The organism is Bosea sp. ANAM02 (assembly GCF_011764485.1).
In the GTDB taxonomy this organism is placed as follows: domain Bacteria; phylum Pseudomonadota; class Alphaproteobacteria; order Rhizobiales; family Beijerinckiaceae; genus Allobosea.
In genome coordinates this window covers 1,877,422-1,899,112 of record NZ_AP022848.1, presented here as the reverse complement: position 1 = coordinate 1,899,112, position 21,691 = coordinate 1,877,422, and the positions used below count along the sequence as shown (strand labels likewise).

The following is a 21,691-nucleotide window of genomic DNA, read 5'->3' as shown; positions in this document are numbered from 1 at the left end:
AGCCGGTCAGGCGGGAGCCGTGCCTGCACCCAGCCGCAGCTCGTGGAAAGCCGCCGCGAGCGGGCCGAGATTGCCCTTGCGCAGCGCATCGACGGCGCCGAGAAGCCTGTCCTGCTGCTCCTCCGAGGCGGTCCGGCGCGTGGCGATCCGCAGCTTCTCCTCGAGCTCCCGCCAGGAAGGCGGCGTGCTGGCCTCGCCGCGCGGCCCGGTGATCTCGGAGACATGGCGCCGCCCGGCTGCCTCGACGGTCACGCGGGTCAGCGTTTCCGCAGGGAAGCGGGCCTCGATTTCCGGATCGAGCCGCAACGACACCTTGCGCGCGATGGCGACAATCTCGGGCCGCTCGACGAACGCCTCGGTCAAGGGCAGCAGCGCCTCGCGGCCGTGCAGGGCGACCAGGCCGAGACAATAGGGAATGCTGAACTGGATCTCCGTGAACCCCTGCGGATCCGGGCGATTGGTCAGCCTCAGGGCCCCGCTATAGCTGTCGACCACGATGCGCTCGATCGCGTCGGCCGCGATATCGTGCCCGGCCATCAGGTCGAGCAGAGCTTCCACCGGCGCATGCACATGCCGGCAGCAGCAGAGGAACTTGAAATAGCTGCGGGCGATATAGAGCCTGCTGCCGAGCCCATCGACGATCTCCGCGCTGCGGAAATGGCTGTCCGTATCGAGCAGCGCGAGCGGCCCGCCATGCCCGTTTTCGGCAAGCGCGAGGGCCGAGACCGCCGTGACGCTCGACCACGGGATGCCTTCCTTGACATCCGTCCCCTCCAGGGCGGGAAAAGCAGGCCCCGCCCCGGCATGCAACTGGTTGGGTGCGCTGGCGCCGGCGATGGCGAAAGCCTGCGCGAGCTGCCCCGGTGGCGTTCCCTTCAACAGCCCGGCCGCGGCGACGACGCCATAGCCCGACCACATGCCCGTATTGGCATAGAAGCGCCGCGCCGCGCCGACCGCGACTCCGACCTCATAGCCGACGACGATCGCCCTGAGCAGATCGTCCGCCGAGGCGCCGACCTGCCGGGCGACCGCGAAGGCCGCCGGAATGATCGCGGCGCCGGGATGGCCGCGGGCGATCCGGTGTCCGTCGTCGATGTCGAGCGCCGCCGCAGCCGCGCCATTCGCCCAGACGGCGCCGAGGAGACTGGACCGCCCCCCGGTGAACCAGATCGGATGATCGCCTGCCCCGTGGAGCGCGCTCGCCGCGAGGCGCACGGCACGCGGACCCGGCGCATCGATCCCGGAGGCAGCCGCGGCGACGAGATCGAGAACGGACCGCAGCGCGGCCTCGCGTGCCTCCGCCGAGAGCGGCACCGTGCGCGCCGCATGGACATAGGCGGCGAGCGCCTCGATCGTGCCGGTCATCGATCGCTACGCAGCCGGCTCACTTCGCCTTGACGGTGGTGAGCTCGGTGATCGGCGGGGCGAGGTTCATCGCGCCCTTGAGCTCGTAGCCGAAATCGAGACGATCGCTATGCGCCCAGACCTGGCGGAGCTCGAACAGCGGCACGGCGCAGACATCGTCCATGATCTTGCGCTGGGCCTCCTTCCAGAGAGCCAGCTGCTTGGCCGGATCGGCTTCGACGCGGGCGGCATCGATCTCGGCATCCGCCACCGAGCAGTGCGAGAAATTCGTCACGCCGGTCGGCGTGCCGACGATCGCACGCGAATGGAAGAACTCCGACAGGTAGGTGTCCGCGATCGGGAAGCGGGCCGCTCCGTAGAACACCATGCCGCTCAGGTTCTTGCGCGACTGGGCCTGGTAGGTCGCGTGGTCGACCACCTGCATGTCCAGCTTGATGCCGACCTTGGCTAGTTGCGACTGGATGATCTCCATGAAGGGCTGCTGGGCCGAGATGTTCGAGACGATCGACTTGATCGTGAAGCCGTCCTTGAATCCTGCCTCTGCCAGCAGGGCTTTCGACCTGGCGATGTCGAACTTGTAGGTGGTCGAGCAATCCTCGCCGAGATAGCCCGGCGGCACGATGGAACAACCCCTGGGACCGACATCCTTGCCGACGAAGCGAACGAGGTCGTCGACATTGATCGCCGCCGCCACCGCCTGACGGACCTTCACGTTGTCCAGGGGCGGCATGGTCCGGTTCAGGCTGAGCGTGCGGAACTCGCCGGGCGCGAAAACGTCGACATTGAAGCCGCCGCGCTTGCGGGCGTTGTCGACCCAGCGCTGCTCGCGCTTGCCATACATCAGGTCGATCTCGCCGGAGCTGAAGGCGAGCTCGCGCGCGCTGTCGGACGCGATGGCGCGGGCCATGATGGTGTCGATCTTGGGCTTGCCGCGGAAATAATCCTTATGCGCGGCGAGCTTCACATATTGCTGCGTCACCATCTCGACGAACTGGAACGGGCCGGTGCCGACCGGATTGGCGCCGAACTTGTCGCCGAGCTCCTCGGCCGCCTTGCGGCTCACGATGTTGCCGCCATGATAGTTCGAGACGCGGCCGAGGAAATTGACGTCGGGATATTTGAGCGAGACGCGAACCGTATGGTCGTCGACCTTCTCGATCTTCTCGATGGCGCGGAAATCGTTCGCGAAGGTGGATCGCTTGGGATCGCCAGACCGGGTCAGCGAGTAGACCACGTCGTCCGCGGTCAGCTCGCCCCAGCTACCGTGGAATTTCACGCCCTTGCGCAGGAAGAAGGTCCAGACCCTGCCGTCGGCGCTGCGCTCCCAGCGCTCGGCCAGATCGGCCTCGAGATCCTTGGGATCGGCGCTCCCCGGCTTGAAGCGGACGAGGCCGTTATAGATCCAGCCGACGAGCGCCTTGTCGCTCGTGGCGCTGGCGCGATGGGCATCGAGCGTCGACACGTCGCCGGCGCCCGTGCTCGCTTTCAGCACGACCTCCTCGGCCGTGGCGAGCGCGGGCAGGCAGACGGTCAACGCCAGGCAGGAAAGCCGCAACGCAGCCTTGATCATGTTCTCACCTCCGAGACGATATTGTTCTGGTCCGGATGATGAGGGGCGCACCTTGGGGATGTCCAAGTCGAAATCGCCGCAATCCTATTCCTGCTGGTTATAGGCGTCGGCTGAAGGCACGCTCGGGCGACAGGGTTACGCGGCGTCCGGCTCAGTCTTCGCCCCGAGGGGCGGCCGCCGTCGCATTCTCCCGATGAAACCGGTCCGGCCTGAACATGGCGCGTTCGTCGCGGTCCCCGCCCGACAGGATTTCGTCGGCGATCGGCCCGCCGAGGAAGGCGACGGGCGTGACGCCGCTACGCGTCACCGCGATGAGCCTGCTTGCCTCGTACCGGGCGGGATCGGCAGAGATCCCCAACGGAGTTATGCGATCGGAATGGTCCGGGCGGGCAATGACCTGCCTCGTTCTCGCTCCGGCCAGGCAAGGGAGCGGTCAGCGGGCGCCGAAACCGCGCGCGAGCAGCGCCGCGATCCCGGCCGCATCGAGTCCGTCCAGCCCGAGCTTCTCGAGATTCCAGCCACTTCGCCAGTAGTCGCAGCCATGCATGGCGTTGGCATAGTTCACGGTCGCATCGAGCATCGGCGTCGCGACCCCCAGCACGCGGGCCAGCGCGACGGCGGGAACGAGCTGCGTGGGAACGTCCTCACTGAGATAGCGGTAGCGCAGATCCGGAGGGCTCTTGACCTGCCTGTAGCCCGGCACGGCGTGGACCACCTCGTGGAAGCTGTCGCCGTCAACACCGTATGACTGCTTCAGGATATCCGAGAAAGTCGTCAGCGGAGCGCCGAGCGCCTTCAGGATCAGCCGCCGCTCGGCATCGACCGCATCGATGACCCGGGCGATGCTGGGCGTGATCGCGTAGCCGTCATAGACATAGGGGCCGTCCGCCTCGATGCGGGCGGCGTTCATGATCATCGGAATGGGATGGAGCCCCATCGCAGCCCCGGCAAAGCCCGTCTCGATCACATCGGCATTGGCGGTGAGCTGCGGAAAGTCCTCAGCGAGCCGCTCCAGCAATTCCTGCGTGCGCGACGCCGGGAAGACGCCGACGGGCAGGAACTTCTTCTTGCTCGCGATGCGCAGCGCCGCCGGGCCGGCGTTGCGGCCGCCCAGCGGCATCGCGGAGGTCTGCGCCACCAGCAGATCGGGGGCGCCGGCTTTCGCGGCAATCCGCGCGACCAGCAGGGCTCCGCCGAGGCCGCCCGGGCAGAGCAGGATGATCTGATCGTTGCGCAGGCTCCCGGCGGAGGCGGCGAGAACGTCCTCATAGGTCGTCTGCGGCGTCATGAAGATCAGGACCTGCGCGGCCCCGATAGCGGTTGCGACATCGGGCGCGACCTCGATACCCGTCACCAGTCTGCGCTGCCTGCCGCCGACCACGCTCTCGACCTGACAGTCGACGTCGAGGCCCGGCGCGGCAGCCAGCGCGTCCAGGGCAGCGCGGCGAGCCGCCTGCTCGGCCACGATGACACGGTTACCCGCCAGACGAAGCTCCGCCGCCAACGCGAGCGCGTGCTCGGTCGCTCCGATGACGGCATAGGTTGTGGCTGCTGAAGGCATGGAGAAACCCTGGAGGCTGATGAGAGCGAGGACCAAGTCCGGGAATGAAACGGCGAAATCCGCTCCGGCCGAAACCAAGAAAAATCCGCAAAGGAAAAATGAAATCCAAGTCACAAAAATAAAATCTATATTAAAACACCTCGGATCATTATTACTTGATATGTATTTTACTCATAAAATAAGAAATACAACCAAAGCAGTCGAGAGACTCGCACAAGCAAAATTCCGATGTCAAATTCCGAATACAGAGCAGCGTATTCCCGGGAGTTATGACAATCAGAAATTCCGCGCTCTCCGGCCATACGCAAGCTGCGCAGCGATGATCGGTGACGCGACCGCTTGAACGCCGGATATTGTTCAACGCGCCTGCGATCGGGGCCGTAGCCCGCCCGCCAGTCCCTCGGGCGGGCGCCCGCGGATCGCGTCATCCGGCATTGGCGCGATCGGCGAGCGCAGCAATCACCCCTGGTGCTTCGAACGCGTCTCGCGCGCCACGCGATTGACGTCCTCGACGATCGCCCGCGCCGAAGTCCTGGCGAGAAGCCCTTCCGCGATCAGGCGGGCGGCCTTGTCCTGGAAATCCATGTAGCCGTCATGCCGCGGCCGCAACATCGCGCCTTCGAGCGTGGCGCGCGTCCGGCTGTAGAAGCCATTGGCGGCCTGATCGGCGATATCGTCCAGCCAGGCCTCGCCATGACCCGGCTGACCGCCTGCGGCGATATAGGGCCCGCGCTGGATCTCGCCCGAAGTGATCCAGTAGGCGAATTTCAGCGCCGCTTCGGGCTGTGCCGATCGTGCGGAAACGGCCAGGCCGGTGCCGCCGAGCACCGAGCCGAGCGGCCCGCTGGAGCCCAGGCAGGGGATATCCGCGAAGGCGAGACGATGCGCGCGGAAGCCGGCATGAGCATAATTGACGTAGCCGTAGACGAGCGGGCAGCAGGCGAGATCGGGGCTCTCGGCGAGCAGGTCGAGGGCGGCGATCGGATCGAACGAGAAGCAGCGCTCGTCGAGATGGCGCGCAAGCGCGGCGAGTTGTGTGACGACAGCCTCACCGATGGCCCGCGGGATGAACTCCTCGCCTTCGCGACCGGGCAGCCAGCCGAGATTGGCGGCGAGCGTCATCACGCACATCAGCGAATGGGGGGCACGCAGCGGCAGCACGATCCTGCCGGCACGTGCGAGTTCCAGCACCTCTTCCCAGGTTTCCGGCGCCCGCTCGATCAGGTCTGGCCGGAACGCCTGGACCTGGGTCGCGGCGTCCAGCGGCAGTGCCCAGAGCCGGCCGTCGAAGACATAGCTGTGATAGGACAGCCCAACAGAGCCGGAGAGCATCGCACGCCGCTCGGACGAGAAGCCGGGCTGGTCGAGCGGATACAGGCAGCCTTCGCGCGCCACCTGCCCGGCATGCGGGTGGTCGATGACGATCAGGTCATAGCGCCGCGCCAGCTCTTCGACCGGAAACGACTCGAAATCCTGCAGAGAGCGCTTCTCCCAGACGATCTCGACGCCGTTGCGCTCCTGGTAGAGCGCCGAACAGGCGACCATGGGATCGTAACCGCGCGGGTGGTCCCAGGTCATTCCGCGCAGGCGGATACCAGTCATTCTGTTCGGTCCTCTCGTCAGGCGTTCTTGAGGGCGTCGGCAAAGGCGGCGTTGAACCAGTCGACGAGGCTTTCGGCGCTGCCGTCGCCGCGCAGGAAGGCATTGGTCTTCAGGCCGCCTTCCTCGAAGAACGGCACGTAACCGGCAAAGCGCGGGCGCAGATAGGCCGAGCCGAGCGTACGCAACGTCCCGGAGAAGAAGCCGCGGCTCTGCGCGTCGCAGGCCGGATCGGTCCAGGCCTGCAGCATGCCGGGCTGGCCGCCATCGGCGAAATAATGCGTGCGCTGGTAATCCGGCGCGCAGAGCCAGAGCCCGTAGCGCACCGCCTCGGCGACATCACGGCAGCGGCTGGTGACGCCGAAGCCGGCGCCGCCGAGCAACGTGCCCCGGCAGGCATGCTCGCCTGCCGCGACGATATCGGCGAAGCGCAGCGGCCTCTCAGCGTCCTCGCGGCTGTAGTTGGTGTAGCCGAAGGTGTAGGGGATATAGGCGACATCGTCGCCGCCCGCCGCCAGATCGAGCATCTGGATCGGATTCATCCGCGTCGAGTCGGGATGGCTGAGCGCGACCAGCGCCTTGAGCCGCTCCAGCAGCCGGATGCCGAAATCCCGTTCCAGGAACACCGGATTCTCCGCCGTCACCGGACGCCCCAGATTGGCGGCGAGCGTCAGCACCATGCAGACAGCGTCGATCGGACAGGCCGGCACGCCAACCCAGAGCCCGTGCGCGCGCAGGTCCCGCGCCAGCCGCAGAAGCTGGTCGAAGGTCGCCGGAGGATAGCGGCCGGCCTTGCCCATCAGGTCGGGCCGATAAGCGGCGACCTGCGCGGCGGCATCGATCGGCAGGCCGTAGATCGCGCCTTGCCAGTGATAGGAGCGCCAGGAAGGCCCAACCGCACCGGCATCGAGCCAGGTCATTGCCTCAGCCGGGATATGCGGCGTCAGGTCGACGAGCAGCCCGCGCCTGGCGGCCTGGCCGACGAAGGGGTGATCGAACACGATCAGGTCGAAGCGCTCGGCCAGCTCCTCGAGCGGCAATTCGCCGAAGTCGCGCAGGCTGCGAGCCCGCCACGAGATCGCGACATCGGGCCGCTCGGCGCGATAGCGCGCGATGCTTTTTTCGAGAGGCGTGCGGCCGCGCGGATGATCCCAGGTGATGCCTTCGAGGGTCGTGCTCACGCCTTGGCTCCTTCGGCCTTCCTGCGCTCGGAGCGGGTGACGAAATCGCGGATCCGCTGCATGCCGTCGCCGGTGAGGAACAGCGCGCAGACCGCGTCGCGCTCGGCTTCGAGACCGGCCTCGAGACCGGTCTGCCAGGCGGCGAGGTTCAGCTTCTTGAGATCGGCGAGCGCGCCGGCCGGATGGCGCGCCATCTGCTCGGCCAGAGCCAGCGCTTCGGCGAGCGCATCATCGGCGACGCGGTTGACGACGCCCCAGTTCGCCATCTCCTGCGCGCTGGCGAAGCGACCGGTCATGAGAAGCTCGGCCGCCCGATTGGGGCCGAGCTTGCGGGCAAGACGCTGGGTGCCGCCGCCGCCCGGGACGAGGCCGAGCTTGACCTCGGGCAGGCCGAGCTTGGCCTCGGGATGCGCGACGATCAGATCGGCCGACAGCGCGATCTCGAAGCCGCCGCCCAGCGCATAGCCTTCGACCGCCGCGATCACGGGCTTCGACAGCGCTTCCAGCGCGCCATAGACGTGCCCGGCACTCTCCTGGAAGTCGCGGAAAGCCTCGGCCGACTGCGTCGCATAGGCCTTGATATCCGCTCCGGCCATGAAGTTGCCGCCCGCGCCGCGCAGCACGAGGGCGCGGATGGCCGGGTCACCGGCCGCCTGCGCGATCGCCGCGAGGATCTCCTCCACCATGGCGCCGCTCATCGCGTTGAGCTGATCAGGCCGCGCGAAGGTCAGCAGCGCGACGGAGCCGCGCCGTTCGTAGTCGGTGAAGGCGCTCGTCATGCCGTTTCCGCTCTCGGATGAACCCAGACGGCCCCGGAATTCCGCAGCGCCGCGATACGCTCGCCGTCGAAGCCGAGCTCGGCCAGGATCTCGACCGTGTGCTCGCCGACCATCGGTGCGTGCCGTTCGACCTTGCCGGGCGTCTCGGACAGCGTGATCGGCACGTTGACCGTCTTCACCTCGCCGATGACCGGGTGCTGGTACGAGGTGAAGGCGTCCATGTGCTTCACCTGCGGATCGTCTGGCACCTCCTCCTGACGCAGCACCTCGCCGCACCACAGATCGAAGGAAAGCAGCCGCGCCATCCAGGCAGCGGTCGTGCGCGTCTGCGTCACCGCTTCGATCGCAGCATGGACTTCGTCGCGCCGGTCGAACAGCGCTTCCGCATCGTCGAAGCGGGCGAGCTCCGGCGCCTCCAGCGCCTCGACCAGCTTGGCGAAGGGATTCATCGCGATGTTGAGGAAGCCGTCCCGGGTTCGATACACGCCGAAGGGCGCCGGCATGCCGGGATGGGCGATGCCGGAATTCGGGCGCTCGAAGACGCGCCCCGTATTGAGCGTTGTCACGAATTCCTGCGTCTGGTGCGCGATGAGCGCCCGGAACAGATCGACCTCGATCTTCTGGCCGCGCCCGGTCTTTTCGCGATGATAGAGCGCCGCGAGAATGCCGTAGACCATGTGATAGGAGCCGAGCTGGTCGGCGATGGCGACGCCGAGCGGCGTCGGCGAGACACCGGAGCGCCCGGTCACCGACATGATGCCGGACAATCCCTGCAGCAGCAGGTCCTGGCCCGGCCGCTCCAGGTAAGGGCCGCTCTCGCCATAGCCGGATCCGGAGCAGTAGATCAGCCGCGGGTTGAGCTTCGACAATTCGTCGTAGCCGAAGCCGAGCCGGTCGAGCACGCCCGGCCGGAAGTTCTGGACGAAGACATCGGCCGTGGCGGCGATGTCTTGCAGCAGTTTCCTGCCCTCCGGATTTTTCAGATCGACCGCGAGCGAGCGCTTGTTGCGGTTCCAGGCCAGGAAGCTCGGATTCTCGAAATCCCCCAGCTTGCGGTTGAAAAAGGGCGGCAGGTCCCGATAGAGGTCGCCGCTGACCGGCCGCTCGACCTTGATCACGTCGGCTCCGAGGTCGCCCAGCATCTGCGTGGCGAAGGGGCCGAACAGCAGATGGCTGAAATCGAGCACGCGCAGCCCTGAGAGCGCTCCGCTCATGCGGCTTCTCCTTCGTTTTCGTTGTCGGCGGGCTGGCGCGGGTCGCGCCAGCCGAGCGCGGCCGAGATGCCGGCCGCCGTAGCGATGACGGCCCGTTCCGCCGCTTCGACATCGACGGCGAGGCCCTTCTGGGCGAGGAACGGAATGGTCAGGCAGGCGGCGATGACGCCGCGATGGTCGAAGACGGGCTGGCTGAGATTGGTCACGCCCGACACGACCAGGCTCTCGCGACGCTCGCCGCCCTCGGCCAGCACCTTCTCGGCCCGCTCGGGCAAGGTCTCGGCCAGTTCCGGAAAGGAGGCCATGCTCGCATCGAGCAGCGCCTGGCGGTGATGCTCCGGCTGATAGGCGAAGAGCACGGCGCCCGAGCTCGTCTCGGCCAGAGGGAACTGCGCGCCGAGGCGGACCGCGTAATGCATGGGGCGCGGCGCATCGACCTGGGCCACGATCAGCACGCGCGCTCCGCTCAGCACCGCGAGATGGCAGGATTGCTGGGCGTCGGCGGCGAGCTTCTCCATCTGCGGGAGCGCGACCGAAAGCAGCCGGTTGGTCGGCGGGTTCTCGTGCGAGAGCTCGAAGAGCTTCAGCGTCAAGGCGTATTGGTCGGACTCGGCATCGCGCCGGATATAGCCGCGGGCTTCCAGCGCCAGCGCGATCCGGTAGATCTCGCCCATGGAACGCCCGAGCGTGGCCGCGATCGTCGTCAGCGACATGCCGCTGGCCGAGCTCGCCAGAAGTTCGATGATGTCGAGCCCCTTCTCGAGTGCGGGGGCGCGGTAGCGGTTGGAAATATCGGTGTCGTCGCTCACGATTCCGGCTCCTTGCGGAGCCGGGCCCGACGCCCGGCTCCAGCGCTGCTCCAATCAGCGTCCAAGCTGCTTGCGGACATCCGCCACCAGGTTCGGCGACCAGTCCGGGAACGCCTTCTGGATCGATTCCGCAGCCTTCTCGAAGGCGGCGCGATCGACGTCGGAGACGATCGTCATGCCCTGCTTCTGCAGTTCCGCCACGGAGCTGTCGTAAACCTTGCCCGATTCGGCGGTCATCCAGTCGCAGGCCTCGTTGGCGGCGGCCTCCAGCGTCTTCTGCTGATCCGCATTGAGCGCGTTGAACGCCTTCAGGCTCATCACCACCATGGCGGCGTCGAGGATGTGGTTGGTCTTCATGTAGAATTTCGCGGCTTCGTAGTGCTTCTGGTCGATGATCGCGTTCGGCGGCGCTTCGGCCGCGTCGATCACGCCCTGCGACAACGCGCTGTAGACCTCCGGCCAGGGCATCGGCGTCGCCTGGCCGCCCATGGACTTCACCAGCTCCGTATAGATCGCCACCGGCTGCACGCGGATCTTGAGGCCGGCCGTATCGGCCGGCGTGCGGACCGCCTTGTTGCGCGTATAGAGGTCGCGCGTGCCGAAGTTGAAGAAGCAGAGCGGCTTGATGTTGTGCTTGACCAGGCCCTTTTCCCAGCCCTTGACCAGCGGCGAGTTCGCGACCTTCTTCACCTCGTCCCAGTTCTTGAACAGGAACGGGTGCACCATCACCGAGTAGTTCGGGACATATTGGGCGATGGTCCCGGGACCGACCTGGGTGATGATGTTCGACCCGAGCGTGAGCTGTTCCAGCACCGCCGAGTTCTCGCCGAGCTGGGCGCTCGGGAACAGATCGATCTGGACCGGGCCGCCGCTGGCCTTCTCCATCGCCGCCTTGAGGCGCTGCCCGCCGAGATTGACGATATGCGTCGGCGAATTCATGTGGCCGAAGCGCAGGACGGGGGTTTTCTGCTGCGCCTGCGCCGCCGGGGCGGCTGCCAGCAAGGTGAGCGCGAGGCCTGCCGAAGCGGTGATGATCCTGATCGTCATGTTTCGTCTCCCAGTGTTGCCGTTCTTGTTTTCGGTTGCCGTCAGAGATAGCCGAGCCAAGTCGCCGTGCCGGGGACGGCCGCGATCAGCGCGGCGATCCCGAGAAGCATGGCGAGCCAGGGCAGCGATTCGCGGATGAAGTCCTGAAGCGGGACGCGCGCGATGGTGCAGGTCGTGAACATGACCGTGCCGACCGGGGGCGTGATGCCGCCGAGATGGATCATGTAGACGAAGAAGATGCCGAAATGGATGGGATCGACGCCGAGCTTCACCGCGGCGGGCGCGAACATCGGCGCAAGGATCAGGATCAGCGCCGTGCCTTCGACGAACATGCCGGCGATCAGCAGCAGCACGGCGACGATCGCGAAGAGCATGAACTTGTTGGCCGCGGTCACGACGAGCATCTCGGCCACCCGCTGCGGGAGCTGCTCGAAGGACAAAGCCCAGCTCAGCGCGGTCGACGCGGCCAGGATGATCATGATCACGCTGGTCGTGGTGGCCGTCGACGCGAGCGACTCGGCGACGTCGCGCCAGCGGCATTCCCGGTAGACGGCGCAGAAGAGCAGCGCGTAGAGCACCGCGACGGCGCCAGCCTCCGAGGCAGTGAAGATGCCGAGCCGGATGCCGATGACGATGATGGCCGGCATCAGCATCGCGGGCACAGCGCCCCAGAAGGTCTGGAGCAGGCGCGCCGAACTGGCCCGCTCCGTGCTGCGCTCGTAGTTGCGCCGCTTCGCGATCCAGTGGGACATGACCATCATGCCGGCCGTCATGATCAGACCCGGCAGGATGCCGGCCATGAACAGCTTGCCGATCGAGAGATCGGTGACGAAGCCGTAGAGGATGAGGCCGATTCCCGGCGGGATCATGGGGGCGATCAGCGCAGACGCGGAGGTCACGATCGCGGCATAGGCCGGGCTGTAGCCGCGACGGACCATTTCGGGATTGAGGGTCTTCGCATGCATCGCCGCTTCGGCATTGGCCGAGCCCGTCATGCCCGCCTGCAGCATGGACAGGACGATGTTCACCTGCGCCAGCCCGCCGATCATGTGCGCCGTCAGCGCAGAGGCGAAATCCATCAGCCGGCGGGTGATGCCGGAGATGTTCATCAGCTCTCCGGCGAGAATGAACAGCGGGATCGCGATCAGCGGGAAGGACTGGGTTCCGACGATGATGTTCTGGATATAGGCGACATCGAGGATGTCCGGGTCCGACAGCGTCACCGCGATGCCCGTGCCGAGCAGGACGAAGGCGATCGGCAGGCCGATGACGGTCAGCGACAGGAAGACGCCGAGCAGGGCGGCAGGGCTCATCGCGCATGCCTCCCGATCGGGCGGCCCATCGCGCTGCAGGCCAGCGACCAGGCCTCGTAGGCCGCGAAGATCGCGAAGCCGACCGGCATCGCCATGTAGACCCAGATCATGGAGATGCGCATGGAGGCGATCTCCATCCGCGTCCGCATCGCGAGGTCCCAGGAATAGCGGACCAGGAAAAGCGCGATCGCGATCATCAGCAGCCGCACGACCAGGGCGAGGGCCCTGGCGAGGCCGGCCGGCAGCAGCGCGGTGAACAGGTCTACCGCCATGTGGGAGCCCTCATGGGCCGCAGGCGTCAAGCCGAGGAAGACAAGCCAGACGAACAGGATCGTCGCGAGGTCGAAGCTGAAGATCAGCGGCGTGTTGAGGACGTAGCGAAACACGACGGCAATCGCGACGATCGCGACGATCAGCGCCACGAGCGCGATGAGCAGCGCCCGATAGGCGGCAGCAAGAATATGCAAGGGGCGCCTCCGGTTGGGGCGCCGTTCTGCCGGGCGCCTCTCGCGCATATGAAAGCAATTTTCATATGCGAAATCAACCTGTCATTTCCGAGAGTCGCAACGGCACTCCGACCCGGCCGCAGAGGGGCGATGACGATGCTCTGCGCCAGCGCGGGATGTTGAGACCGATGCCAGAAGATGCCGCGCCCCCGACAGGCACGGGCGCGCGGGCTTTCGATCCGCCCCGCACTGCCCGGCGAGGCGATCTTTGCCGCTCTATTGGTTCAGGCGGATTTTCGGAGCGCGGCAGGCCGCATCATGGACGGCGCGGTTATATCGCCGTTCCCGCAAGGCCGTTCACGGCCACCGCTCGCCTCGTCGCGAGCCTGGCCTACGCACCGTTCCTGATCAGTTCGCGCGCGATGATCGTACGCTGGATCTGGTTGGTGCCCTCGTAGATCTGCGTGATCTTGGCGTCGCGATAAAGCCGCTCGACCTCGACCCCGCGGATATAGCCGGAGCCGCCGAAGACCTGCACGGCATTGGCGGTCTGCGCCACCGCCATGTCGCTGGCGAAGCACTTGGCCATCGAGGCGGCGGAGGTCGCGGGCTTTTCGCGGTCGATCAGCAGCGCGGCACGCTCGACAAGCGCGCGGGCGGCGGCGATCTCCTTGGCCATGTCGGCCAGGAGCCATTGCAGGCCCTGGTTGTCGAGGATCGGCCTGCCGAACTGGCGCCGGTCGCGGGCATATGCCAGCGCCGCCTCCAGCCCCGCCTGCGCGATGCCGACGGCCAGGGAAGCGATGCCGACGCGCCCCTTTTCCAGCACGCTCATCATGATGTGGAAGCCGCGCCCCTTCGGGCCGAGCAGGGCCTCGCGCGGCACCGTGACGCCATCGAAGGCCAGCGCGCCGACCTGGCTCGCGCGCTGGCCCATCTTGTGCTCCTTCGGCCCGCGCGAGACACCCGGCGCATGCAGATCGACCAGGAAGATGCTCATGCCGCGATGGCCGGCGGCCGGATCGGTCGAGGCCAGCACGAAGCCGAGATCGGCGACCGGCGCATTGTGGATCCAGAGCTTGCCGCCGTCGATGACATAGCCCTCGGCGGTTTCGCGCGCGGTGGTGCGGACATTGGAGAGGTCGGAGCCCGCCTCGGCCTCGGTCAGGCAATAGGCGACGCGCGTCTTGCCGGCGAGGATATCGGGCAGACGCCGCATCTGCTCGGGGGTTCCGTAACGGGTGAGCAGCGTGCCGATCAGCTCGACGAGGCCGCACTGGTCTGCGACCGAAGAATAGCCGCGCGACAACTCCTCCATGACGATCGCATAGGCGTAAGTATCGAGCCCCGCGCCGCCATGCGCCTCCGGCACGGTGATGCCGAACAGGCCGAGCGCGCCCATCTGGCGGTAGATCTCGGCGGGAAAGGTCTCGTCGCGGTCGAGCTCGGCGGCAACGGGCCTGACGACGTCCTCGGCGAAGCGCCGGGCGGTCTCGCGGATCTGGTCGTAGATCTCGGCATCGAGCAGCGGAGCGTGCATGGTTCGCTTCCTCTCAAGTCATCTGACGATCGGCATTGTCAGCCGCGGAACCCCGTCGTCATTCCAGTCGTCATGCTCGCCCTTGTGGCGAGCATCCACGTCTTGAACACCGCATCGCATCGATGAAGACGTGGATGGTCGGGACAAGCCCGACCATGACGGGAAGCTCGTGTTCATGGATTCCGGGCCCAGGCCTTCGGCCTGTCCCGGAATGACGGCGGTGCTTCGTTGAAATCCGGCGCTCCTCACGCGACGCCGTTGAGGGCGCAGAGATGCGTCATCCGGCGAGCGGCCAGTTCGGGATCCGCCAGCAGCCCCGACCGATCGGCCAAGCGGAAGAGATCGGCGTAGTGCAGGATTCCGCGCGCCGACTCGGCGCCACCGACCATCCGGAAATGGCTCTGGAAGCCGTTGAGCCAGGCGAGGAAGACGACGCCGCACTTGTAATGCTGCGTCGGCGCCTCGAAGAGCCGGCGCGAGAGCGCCACCGTCGGGTCGAGGATCGCATGGAAGCCGGCGCGGTCGCCCGCCTCCAGCCTGGCGAAAGCCGCAGCGGCGGCGGGCGCGATCGGATCGAAGATGCCGAGCAGGCCGTGCGAGAAGCCCTGTTCGTCGCCGCCGATCAGCTCGGCGTAATTGAAATCGTCGCCGGTATACATGACGACGCCCGCCGGCAGGCGGCGGCGCATCATGATCTCCTTGCCCGCATCGAGCAGGGAGATCTTGATGCCGTCGATCTTGTAGGCGTGCTCGCGGATCAGGGTGAGCACCGTCTCCATCGCCGGCTCGAAATCGCGGCTGCCCCAGTAGCCGGCCAGCGCCGGATCGAACATCTCGCCGAGCCAGTGCAGGATCACCTTGCCGCGACATTGGCGGATCAGGCGGCTGTAGACGGCGAGATAGTCGTCGGGCCCCTTCGCGACGCGACAGAGCGCGCGGCTCGCCATCAGGATGATCCTGCCGCCATGCGCCTCGATATGGCCGATCTGCTCCTCATAGGCACGGATCACGTCGTCGAGGCTGCGGGCGGTGCTGGGGTCGAGCTGGTCGGTGCCTGCGCCGCAGGCGAGATCGGCACCCGGCGTCGCCCTGGCCTCGGCCAGCACACGGGTGATCAGATCGGCTGCATTCGGCCAGTCCAGCCCCATCCCGCGCTGGGAGGTGTCCATCGCCTCGGCGATCTTGAAGCCGAGACCCCAGAGGTGATGACGGAAGGCCAGCGTCGCGTCCCAGTCGACGGCCGGCTCGCGCCAGGGATCGACCAGCTTCAGCGGGTCGGCGACGACATGGGCGGCGGCGTAGACGGTGCGGATGCCGTTGGCCTTGGCCGTCTGCGGGAAAGGCGAAGGCGCCGCCAGCCTGTAACGCTCGCTAGTACCGTCCATGCGGGGCAGACTGATCTCGACCATCGCTTCCTCCGACAATTTTATTGGAACGTTCCAATTACGAAACGCGTTTCCAGCCTTATACAGAGGGCCGAAATGCTTTTAAAGAGAGATATTGCACGCCGCTTCATCTGCTGATAATGGAACGTTCCAAGAAAAGAACAGCGCCATGCGCATCAGGGACGAAACCATGCCGCAGCCGCAAGGCAGCAAGGGAAAGGTGACGATCATCGAGATCGCGGATGCCGCCGGCGTCTCGAAATCGACGGTCTCGCTCGTCCTCACCGGCCGCGGCGCGGTGAAGCCCGAGACCCGCCAGCACGTCCTGCAGACTATGGACCGGCTCGGCTATGTCTATAACCGCGGCGCCGCCAACCTGCGTAACGCGCAGTCCCGCATCGTCGGCCTCGTCCTCAACGACCTCTCCAACCCGTTCTTCGCCGAGTTCGCCATCGGCGTTGAGAAGGTGCTGCAGATGGCCGGCTATGTCGCCTTCATGGCCAACACCGCCGAGAGCGTGGTGCGGCAGGAGCAGGTGATGCGGATGATGCGCGAGCACGGCGCCGGCGGCATCATCCTTTGCCCGGCCCTGGATACCCGGCCCGAGCATCTCGACTGGATCAAGGCCGCCGGCACCGCATTGCTCGTGGCGATCCGCCGCTTGCCCGGGGCCGATACCAGCATCGTCGTTCCCGAGAACCTCCTCGGCGCCAGCCGCGTCACCCGCCATCTCATCAATCTCGGCCATGAGCGCATCGCCTTTCTCGGCGGCATGCATTCGATGGTCGTCCGGCAGGAGCGCCATGGCGGCTTCCTCTCGGCGATGGGAGCGTCCGGCCGCAGCGTCGACCCCGCGCTCAATCTCGAGAGCATGCCGACGCGCGACGGTGGTTTCAGCGCGATGAGCGCGGTGCTCTCGCTCGCCGACCGGCCTACGGCCGTCGTCTGCTACAACGACGTCACCGCCATCGGCGCGATGCTGGCTGCGGCCCGCCATGGCCTCGTCGTCGGGCGCGACATCGCGATCGTCGGCTTCGACGACACCAGCGAGGCGCGCCATGTCTCGCCGGCCCTGACCACCGTCGCGGTCGATCCGGTCGGTCTGGGCGAGCGTGCCGCGGCCCTCCTGCTGAAGCAGATCGCCGATCCCTCAGCGGAGCCCGAGAGCTTCATCGGCCCCGCCCATCTCGTCATCCGCGAATCCTGCGGCGCCTATCAGCGCGCGCTCGCCGCCGCCGGCTGAATCCTCCCGAAGAGACAAGAGATCATGGCCTTCCCCCGCATTCTTTCAGCCGACGAAGCCGCCGCCCTGATCCCGGACGAGGCGATCGTCACGGTCTCCTCCTCCTCCGGCCTCGGCTGCCCGGATGCCGTCCTCGCGGCAATCGGCCGGCGATTCGACGCCTCCGGCCATCCGCGCAACCTGACGACGCTGCATCCGATCGCGGCCGGCGACATGTGGGGCGTCAAGGGCGTCGACCATATCGCCAAACCCGGCCTGCTGGCGCGGATCATGGGCGGCTCCTACCCGTCCGGCCCCTCCTCGGCCGAGCCGCCCGCGATCTGGAAGATGGTCACGGGCGACGAGATCCCGGCCTACAACATCCCGAGCGGCATCCTGTTCGACATGCATCGCGAGGCCGCCGCCAAGCGGCCGGGCGTGCTGACCAAGATCGGCATGGACACCTTCGTCGACCCTAAGCACCAGGGCTGCGCCATGAATGCGCGCGCCGCGGCCGCGCCCATCGTCAGCCGCGTCGAGTTCGACGGCGAGGACTGGCTCTATTTCCGGAGCATCGTGCCGCAGGTCGCGATCATCCGCGCCACCACGGCGGACGAGCGCGGCAACCTCTCCTACGAGCATGAGGGCGGCCTGCTCGGCCCCCTGGATCAGGCGCTCGCGGTCCGCAACAATGGCGGCGTCGTCATCGCGCAGGTGAAGCGCGTGGTCGAGGCCGGCAGCCTCGACACGCAATCCGTCTTCGTGCCGGGTATCCTCGTCGACGCCATCGTGGTCGCGCCCGACCAGATGCAGACGACGCAGACCGTCTACGACCCCGCCATCTCCGGCGAGGTGCGCCGGCCCCTGTCGAGCTTCGAAACCCCTGCCTTCGACGTCGCCAAGGTCATCGCCCGGCGCGTCGCGCAGGAATTGCGCCATGGTGACGCCGTCAATATCGGCTTCGGCATCTCCGCCAATGTCCCGCGTATCCTGATCGAGGAAGGTCGGCACGGCGCCGTGACCTGGGTGATCGAGCAGGGCGCCGTCGGCGGCGTGCCGCTGCTCGAATTCCAGTTTGGCTGCGCCTCCAATGCCGAGGCCATCGTCCCCTCCCCCTACCAGTTCACCTACTTCCAGGGAGCGGGCTTCGACCTATCGCTGCTCTCCTTCCTGCAGATCGACCGGCAAGGCTGCGTCAACGTCTCGAAGCTCGGCGTGCGTCCGCATGTCACCGCCGGCGCCGGCGGCTTCATCGACATCACCGCGCGCGCCAGGCGCATCGTCTTTTCCGGCTATTTCAGCGCCGCCGCCAAGCTCGCGATCGCGGACGGCAAGCTCGTCATCGAGAAGGAAGGCAAGGTGAAGAAGCTGGTCGAGGCGGTCGAGCACATCTCCTTCTCCGGCCCCCGCGCCATCGCGCAGGGCCAGGACATCACCTATGTCACCGAGCGCTGCGTGATGAAGCTGACGCCGGACGGCATCGTCGTCACCGAGATCGCGCCGGGCGTCGATCTGGAGCGCGACATCCTCGCCCAGAGCGAGTTCCCGCTGCTGGTGCCGAAGCCGCCGAAGCCGATGGACGCGGCGCTCTTCGATGAGGCCCTCATGGGGCTCGAACTCCCCGCGAGGGCGGCATGAGCGACCCGGTCCGCCTCGACATTGCCGCCGGCATCGCGACGATCACGCTCGCCCGGCCGGAAAAGCTCAATGCGCTCGACGACGTCATGGTCGGCCTGCTCGGCCGCTTTGCCGAGGCGATCGATGCCGACCGTTCGGTGCGCGCTGTCATCCTGACCGGAGAGGGCAAGGCCTTCTGCGCCGGCGGCGACATCGTCGCCTGGGGCGGGCTCTCGCCGCTTGAGATGGGCCAGGGCTGGGTCCGTTCCGGCCACCGCGTCTTCGACAAGCTGGCGCGGATGAAGCCGCCGGTCATCGCGGCGATGAACGGCCATGCGCTCGGCGGCGGGCTCGAGCTCGCCGTCACCGCCGATATCCGCATCTGCGAGGCCCAGGCCAAAATCGGCCTGCCCGAGACCGGGCTCGGCATGATCCCAGGCTGGTCGGGCACGCAGCGTCTCGTGAAGCGTCTCGGCGGGCAGGTCGCACGCCGCCTCGCGCTGACCGGCGAGATCGTCACGGCCGAGACCGCACTTTCGCTCGGGATCGTCGATCAGGTCGTCGAGAAGGGCGGCGCGCTCGCCGCGGCGCAAGCCATGGCCGAGCGCATTAGCCAGCGCGGACCGGTGGCGAACCTCATCGTCAAGCAGCTCATCAATGCCGCCGAGGACGAGGATAGCGGCGCGATCATGGAGACGCTGGCGAGTTCGCTCGTTTCCTATACCGAGGACGTGAAGGAAGGCGTCTCCGCCTTCCGGGAAAAGCGCACGCCGCTTTACCGGGGCGAGTGAGATGACGCGTCCCGTCGCCCTCGTCACCGGCGCCAGGCGCGGTATCGGCCGCGCAATCGGCGTGGCGCTGGCCAAGGCCGGCCACGACATCGCCTTCACCGACATCGCCGAGGACGAGGCCGTTGCCGAATCTGCGAAACTGTTCGAAGCGGCGGGGGCCCAAGCCCGGTTCTTCAGGCACGATGTCGCGGCGGTCGCGAGCCATCCCGGCCTCGTCGCCGATGTGAAGGCGGCTTTCGGCCGGCTCGATCTCTTCGTCTCCAATGCCGGCATCGGCGCGCCGGTGCGCGGCGACATGCTGGAGATCACGGAGGAGAGTTTCGACCGCGTGATGGACGTCAACCTGCGCGGCGCCGCCTTCCTGAGTCAGGAGGTCGCCAGAGCGATGCTGGCGGAGCGGCCGGAGCGGCCGGCGATCGTCTTCATCACCTCGGCCTCGACAGAGCTCGTCTCGATCGACCGGGCGCAATATTGCGTCTCCAAGCTCGGCCTCTCGATGTGGGCGAAGGCGCTCGCGGTGAGGCTCGCGCCCGAGGGCATCCCGGTCTTCGAGGTCCGGCCGGGCGTGATCCGCACCGACATGACCGCGAAGGTCGCGGCCAGATATGACGCACGGATCGCCGACGGGCTGATCCCGGCGGGACGCTGGGGCGAAGGCGAAGACGTCGCCGCCGCAGTGGCCGCTCTGACCAGCGGGCAATTCGCCTATGCGACGGGGACAGTGATCAACGTGGATGGCGGCTTGCTGATTCCACGCCTGTAGCAAGATAAGACCGAGAAGCCGGTGACAAGCCGGCCCGATACTCACGGAGGACAGGATCGATGAAGACTGTCGTGCAGCGGAAGCCCCGGAGGGGCCTGTCCGGATGAGCTATGAATTCGATTTCGCCGACGTCTTCGCGGCATGGCCGGAGCTGCTGCAGGGGCTGGTCAACTCGCTCGTGCTCTCGGCGCTGGCGATGGCGATCGGCATGGTGGTCTCGGTCGCCGGTGCGCTCGGCAAGACCTCGGGCCCGAAATGGCTGGTCTGGATCATCGACGAATATATCGAGCTGATCCGCAACACGCCCTTCCTGATCCAGATCTTCATGATCTATTTCGGGCTGCCCTCGCTCGGCCTGAAGATGAGTTCGAACACGGCGGCCCTGCTCGCCCTCGTCGTGAATGTCGGCGCCTACGGCATCGAGATCATCCGCGCCGGGATCGAGAGCATCCAGAAGGGGCAGATCGAGGCCGGCAAGTCGCTCGGCATGCGCCCGCTCCAGATCTTCCGCTACATCATCCTGAAGCCGGCGATCCAGGCGATCTACCCCTCGCTGACCAGCCAGTTCATCCTGCTGATGCTGAACACCAGCGTCTGCTCGGCGATCGCGGCGAGCGAGCTGACGGCGGTGGCCGGCGACATCCAGTCGCGCACCTTCCGCAGCTTCGAGGTCTATTTCGTCGTGACCTGCATGTATCTCGGCCTCTCCGTCTTCTTCTGGACGGTCTTCGCCGCGATAGAGCGCAGCTTCCTGCGCAAGCCGACACGGTGAGGTGAGACGATGCGCATACTCGGATCATCCGACCTTCTCTACATCATCATGGCGGTGCGCTGGACGCTGCTGCTCTCGCTCGTCGCCTTTCTCGGCGGCGCGCTCGGCGGCGCGCTGGTCGCGCTCGCCCGCACCGGCGAATACAAGTGGCTCAGGGTCGCCTCGGCCGGTTACATCAAGGTTTTCCAGGGCACGCCGCTGCTGATGCAGCTCTTCCTCGCCTTCTTCGTACCGGGACTGTTCGGCTGGTCGGTCGACCCCTGGACGGCCGCCGCGCTGGGTCTCTCGCTGCATGCCAGCGCCTTCCTCGGCGAGATCTGGCGCGGAGCCATCGAGGTCGTTCCGCGCGGGCAATGGGAAGCCGCGACGTCGCTCGGCCTTCGTTATGCCCCGAAAATGGTGCTGATCATCGCCCCGCAGGCGATCCGCATCGCGATCCCGCCGACGATCGGCTTCCTCGTGCAATTGATCAAGGGCACCTCGCTCGCCTCGATCATCGGCTTCGTCGAACTGACGCGGGCAGCCCAGATCATCAACAACGCCACCTTCCGGCCCTTCACGATCTTCGCGCTTGTCGCGCTGGTCTACTACGTCATCTGTCGGCCGCTCTCGGCCTACAGCAAAAGAATGGAGCAGAAGCTCCTCGTCGCCGCGCGCTAGACATGTTCAGCAAAGGTGGAAGCCACTTTTGCGAAGAACCTGCCTGGAACGCGGTTG

20 protein-coding genes are annotated in these 21,691 nt (G+C 66.7%); 6 read left to right on the top strand and 14 right to left on the bottom strand.

The genetic code is table 11. The annotated features are described in order from the left end of the window. Positions 1–6: 6 nt before the first annotated feature. The 14 genes from OCUBac02_RS09160 to OCUBac02_RS09095 form a co-directional block, all read right to left on the bottom strand. Positions 7–1,365 carry an MmgE/PrpD family protein gene (locus tag OCUBac02_RS09160; protein WP_173045100.1) on the bottom strand — a complete coding sequence of 453 codons (1,359 nt, stop codon included), beginning with the start codon at positions 1,363–1,365 and terminating at the stop codon, positions 7–9. A 19-nt stretch (positions 1,366–1,384) separates the two neighbouring features. Beyond that, on the bottom strand, positions 1,385–2,935 hold the full coding sequence (locus tag OCUBac02_RS09155; RefSeq protein WP_173045098.1) for an ABC transporter substrate-binding protein: 1,551 nt from the start codon (positions 2,933–2,935) through the stop codon (positions 1,385–1,387). Between the two features lie 151 nt (positions 2,936–3,086). Beyond that, positions 3,087–3,242 (bottom strand): hypothetical protein, encoded by a 156-nt coding sequence (locus tag OCUBac02_RS09150; protein ID WP_173045096.1) that lies wholly within the window; start codon positions 3,240–3,242, stop codon positions 3,087–3,089. A gap of 126 nt (positions 3,243–3,368) precedes the next feature. After that, the gene (locus tag OCUBac02_RS09145) at positions 3,369–4,496 is read right to left on the bottom strand and encodes an NAD/NADP octopine/nopaline dehydrogenase family protein (RefSeq protein WP_173045094.1); all 1,128 of its coding nucleotides are present in this window, start codon (positions 4,494–4,496) and stop codon (positions 3,369–3,371) included. Positions 4,497–4,955: 459 nt separating this feature from the next. Continuing rightward, the gene (locus tag OCUBac02_RS09140) at positions 4,956–6,098 is read right to left on the bottom strand and encodes an extracellular solute-binding protein (RefSeq protein ID WP_173045092.1); all 1,143 of its coding nucleotides are present in this window, start codon (positions 6,096–6,098) and stop codon (positions 4,956–4,958) included. 17 nt (positions 6,099–6,115) lie between these two features. Continuing rightward, positions 6,116–7,276, bottom strand: coding sequence for an ABC transporter substrate-binding protein (locus tag OCUBac02_RS09135; protein WP_173045090.1), 1,161 nt, complete (start codon positions 7,274–7,276; stop codon positions 6,116–6,118). Next, entirely contained in the window at positions 7,273–8,055 is a 783-nt protein-coding gene (locus OCUBac02_RS09130) for an enoyl-CoA hydratase/isomerase family protein (RefSeq protein WP_047573818.1), read from the bottom strand. The genes OCUBac02_RS09135 and OCUBac02_RS09130 overlap by 4 nt, the downstream gene beginning before the upstream one ends. Next, on the bottom strand, positions 8,052–9,269 hold the full coding sequence (locus OCUBac02_RS09125; RefSeq protein WP_047573821.1) for a CaiB/BaiF CoA transferase family protein: 1,218 nt from the start codon (positions 9,267–9,269) through the stop codon (positions 8,052–8,054). The genes OCUBac02_RS09130 and OCUBac02_RS09125 overlap by 4 nt, the downstream gene beginning before the upstream one ends. Then, a complete protein-coding gene (locus tag OCUBac02_RS09120) occupies positions 9,266–10,078 on the bottom strand; it encodes an IclR family transcriptional regulator (RefSeq protein ID WP_052231922.1) in 813 nt (270 codons plus the stop codon). Before OCUBac02_RS09120 ends, OCUBac02_RS09125 begins: the two co-directional genes overlap by 4 nt. Before the next feature lie 54 nt (positions 10,079–10,132). After that, on the bottom strand, positions 10,133–11,125 hold the full coding sequence (locus tag OCUBac02_RS09115) for a TRAP transporter substrate-binding protein (RefSeq protein ID WP_047573822.1): 993 nt from the start codon (positions 11,123–11,125) through the stop codon (positions 10,133–10,135). Positions 11,126–11,166: 41 nt separating this feature from the next. Continuing rightward, the gene (locus tag OCUBac02_RS09110) at positions 11,167–12,438 is read right to left on the bottom strand and encodes a TRAP transporter large permease (RefSeq protein WP_173045088.1); all 1,272 of its coding nucleotides are present in this window, start codon (positions 12,436–12,438) and stop codon (positions 11,167–11,169) included. Continuing rightward, positions 12,435–12,905 carry a TRAP transporter small permease gene (locus tag OCUBac02_RS09105; RefSeq protein ID WP_173045086.1) on the bottom strand — a complete coding sequence of 157 codons (471 nt, stop codon included), beginning with the start codon at positions 12,903–12,905 and terminating at the stop codon, positions 12,435–12,437. The genes OCUBac02_RS09110 and OCUBac02_RS09105 overlap by 4 nt, the downstream gene beginning before the upstream one ends. Before the next feature lie 370 nt (positions 12,906–13,275). Beyond that, the gene (locus OCUBac02_RS09100) at positions 13,276–14,424 is read right to left on the bottom strand and encodes an acyl-CoA dehydrogenase family protein (protein WP_244639140.1); all 1,149 of its coding nucleotides are present in this window, start codon (positions 14,422–14,424) and stop codon (positions 13,276–13,278) included. 245 nt (positions 14,425–14,669) lie between these two features. Further along, positions 14,670–15,833 carry a dihydrodipicolinate synthase family protein gene (locus OCUBac02_RS09095; protein WP_173045084.1) on the bottom strand — a complete coding sequence of 388 codons (1,164 nt, stop codon included), beginning with the start codon at positions 15,831–15,833 and terminating at the stop codon, positions 14,670–14,672. A gap of 145 nt (positions 15,834–15,978) precedes the next feature. Here OCUBac02_RS09095 and OCUBac02_RS09090 point away from each other — a divergent pair, with 145 nt between their 5' ends. The 6 genes from OCUBac02_RS09090 to OCUBac02_RS09065 all read left to right on the top strand — a co-directional run bounded on the left by OCUBac02_RS09090 (position 15,979) and on the right by OCUBac02_RS09065 (position 21,634). Further along, positions 15,979–17,052: a LacI family DNA-binding transcriptional regulator gene (locus OCUBac02_RS09090; RefSeq protein ID WP_244639139.1), complete on the top strand. Its 1,074-nt coding sequence runs from the start codon at positions 15,979–15,981 to the stop codon at positions 17,050–17,052. Between the two features lie 24 nt (positions 17,053–17,076). Then, on the top strand, positions 17,077–18,669 hold the full coding sequence (locus tag OCUBac02_RS09085; RefSeq protein WP_173045082.1) for an acyl CoA:acetate/3-ketoacid CoA transferase: 1,593 nt from the start codon (positions 17,077–17,079) through the stop codon (positions 18,667–18,669). Continuing rightward, positions 18,666–19,439: an enoyl-CoA hydratase/isomerase family protein gene (locus OCUBac02_RS09080; protein ID WP_047573841.1), complete on the top strand. Its 774-nt coding sequence runs from the start codon at positions 18,666–18,668 to the stop codon at positions 19,437–19,439. The genes OCUBac02_RS09085 and OCUBac02_RS09080 overlap by 4 nt, the downstream gene beginning before the upstream one ends. A 1-nt stretch (position 19,440) precedes the next feature. After that, the gene (locus tag OCUBac02_RS09075; RefSeq protein WP_173045080.1) at positions 19,441–20,202 is read left to right on the top strand and encodes a 3-ketoacyl-ACP reductase; all 762 of its coding nucleotides are present in this window, start codon (positions 19,441–19,443) and stop codon (positions 20,200–20,202) included. Positions 20,203–20,305: 103 nt separating this feature from the next. Then, positions 20,306–20,974, top strand: a complete 669-nt coding sequence (locus tag OCUBac02_RS09070; protein WP_047573847.1) for an amino acid ABC transporter permease — start codon at positions 20,306–20,308, stop codon at positions 20,972–20,974. A gap of 9 nt (positions 20,975–20,983) precedes the next feature. After that, on the top strand, positions 20,984–21,634 hold the full coding sequence (locus OCUBac02_RS09065; protein ID WP_047573850.1) for an amino acid ABC transporter permease: 651 nt from the start codon (positions 20,984–20,986) through the stop codon (positions 21,632–21,634). The last annotated feature ends 57 nt before the right edge of the window (positions 21,635–21,691 follow it).

Excerpts from the sequence above, each read along its gene's own strand:
- OCUBac02_RS09160 (WP_173045100.1), bottom strand. The coding sequence starts at position 1,365 with ATGACCGGCACGATCGAGGCGCTCGCCGCCTATGTCCATGCGGCGCGC.
- OCUBac02_RS09155 (WP_173045098.1), bottom strand. The coding sequence starts at position 2,935 with ATGATCAAGGCTGCGTTGCGGCTTTCCTGCCTGGCGTTGACCGTCTGC.
- OCUBac02_RS09145 (WP_173045094.1), bottom strand. The coding sequence starts at position 4,496 with ATGCCTTCAGCAGCCACAACCTATGCCGTCATCGGAGCGACCGAGCAC.
- OCUBac02_RS09140 (WP_173045092.1), bottom strand. The coding sequence starts at position 6,098 with ATGACTGGTATCCGCCTGCGCGGAATGACCTGGGACCACCCGCGCGGT.
- OCUBac02_RS09130 (WP_047573818.1), bottom strand. The coding sequence starts at position 8,055 with ATGACGAGCGCCTTCACCGACTACGAACGGCGCGGCTCCGTCGCGCTG.
- OCUBac02_RS09125 (WP_047573821.1), bottom strand. The coding sequence starts at position 9,269 with ATGAGCGGAGCGCTCTCAGGGCTGCGCGTGCTCGATTTCAGCCATCTG.
- OCUBac02_RS09115 (WP_047573822.1), bottom strand. The coding sequence starts at position 11,125 with ATGACGATCAGGATCATCACCGCTTCGGCAGGCCTCGCGCTCACCTTG.
- OCUBac02_RS09110 (WP_173045088.1), bottom strand. The coding sequence starts at position 12,438 with ATGAGCCCTGCCGCCCTGCTCGGCGTCTTCCTGTCGCTGACCGTCATC.
- OCUBac02_RS09100 (WP_244639140.1), bottom strand. The coding sequence starts at position 14,424 with ATGCACGCTCCGCTGCTCGATGCCGAGATCTACGACCAGATCCGCGAG.
- OCUBac02_RS09095 (WP_173045084.1), bottom strand. The coding sequence starts at position 15,833 with ATGGTCGAGATCAGTCTGCCCCGCATGGACGGTACTAGCGAGCGTTAC.
- OCUBac02_RS09090 (WP_244639139.1), top strand. The coding sequence starts at position 15,979 with ATGCGCATCAGGGACGAAACCATGCCGCAGCCGCAAGGCAGCAAGGGA.
- OCUBac02_RS09085 (WP_173045082.1), top strand. The coding sequence starts at position 17,077 with ATGGCCTTCCCCCGCATTCTTTCAGCCGACGAAGCCGCCGCCCTGATC.
- OCUBac02_RS09080 (WP_047573841.1), top strand. The coding sequence starts at position 18,666 with ATGAGCGACCCGGTCCGCCTCGACATTGCCGCCGGCATCGCGACGATC.
- OCUBac02_RS09075 (WP_173045080.1), top strand. The coding sequence starts at position 19,441 with ATGACGCGTCCCGTCGCCCTCGTCACCGGCGCCAGGCGCGGTATCGGC.
- OCUBac02_RS09070 (WP_047573847.1), top strand. The coding sequence starts at position 20,306 with ATGAGCTATGAATTCGATTTCGCCGACGTCTTCGCGGCATGGCCGGAG.
- OCUBac02_RS09065 (WP_047573850.1), top strand. The coding sequence starts at position 20,984 with ATGCGCATACTCGGATCATCCGACCTTCTCTACATCATCATGGCGGTG.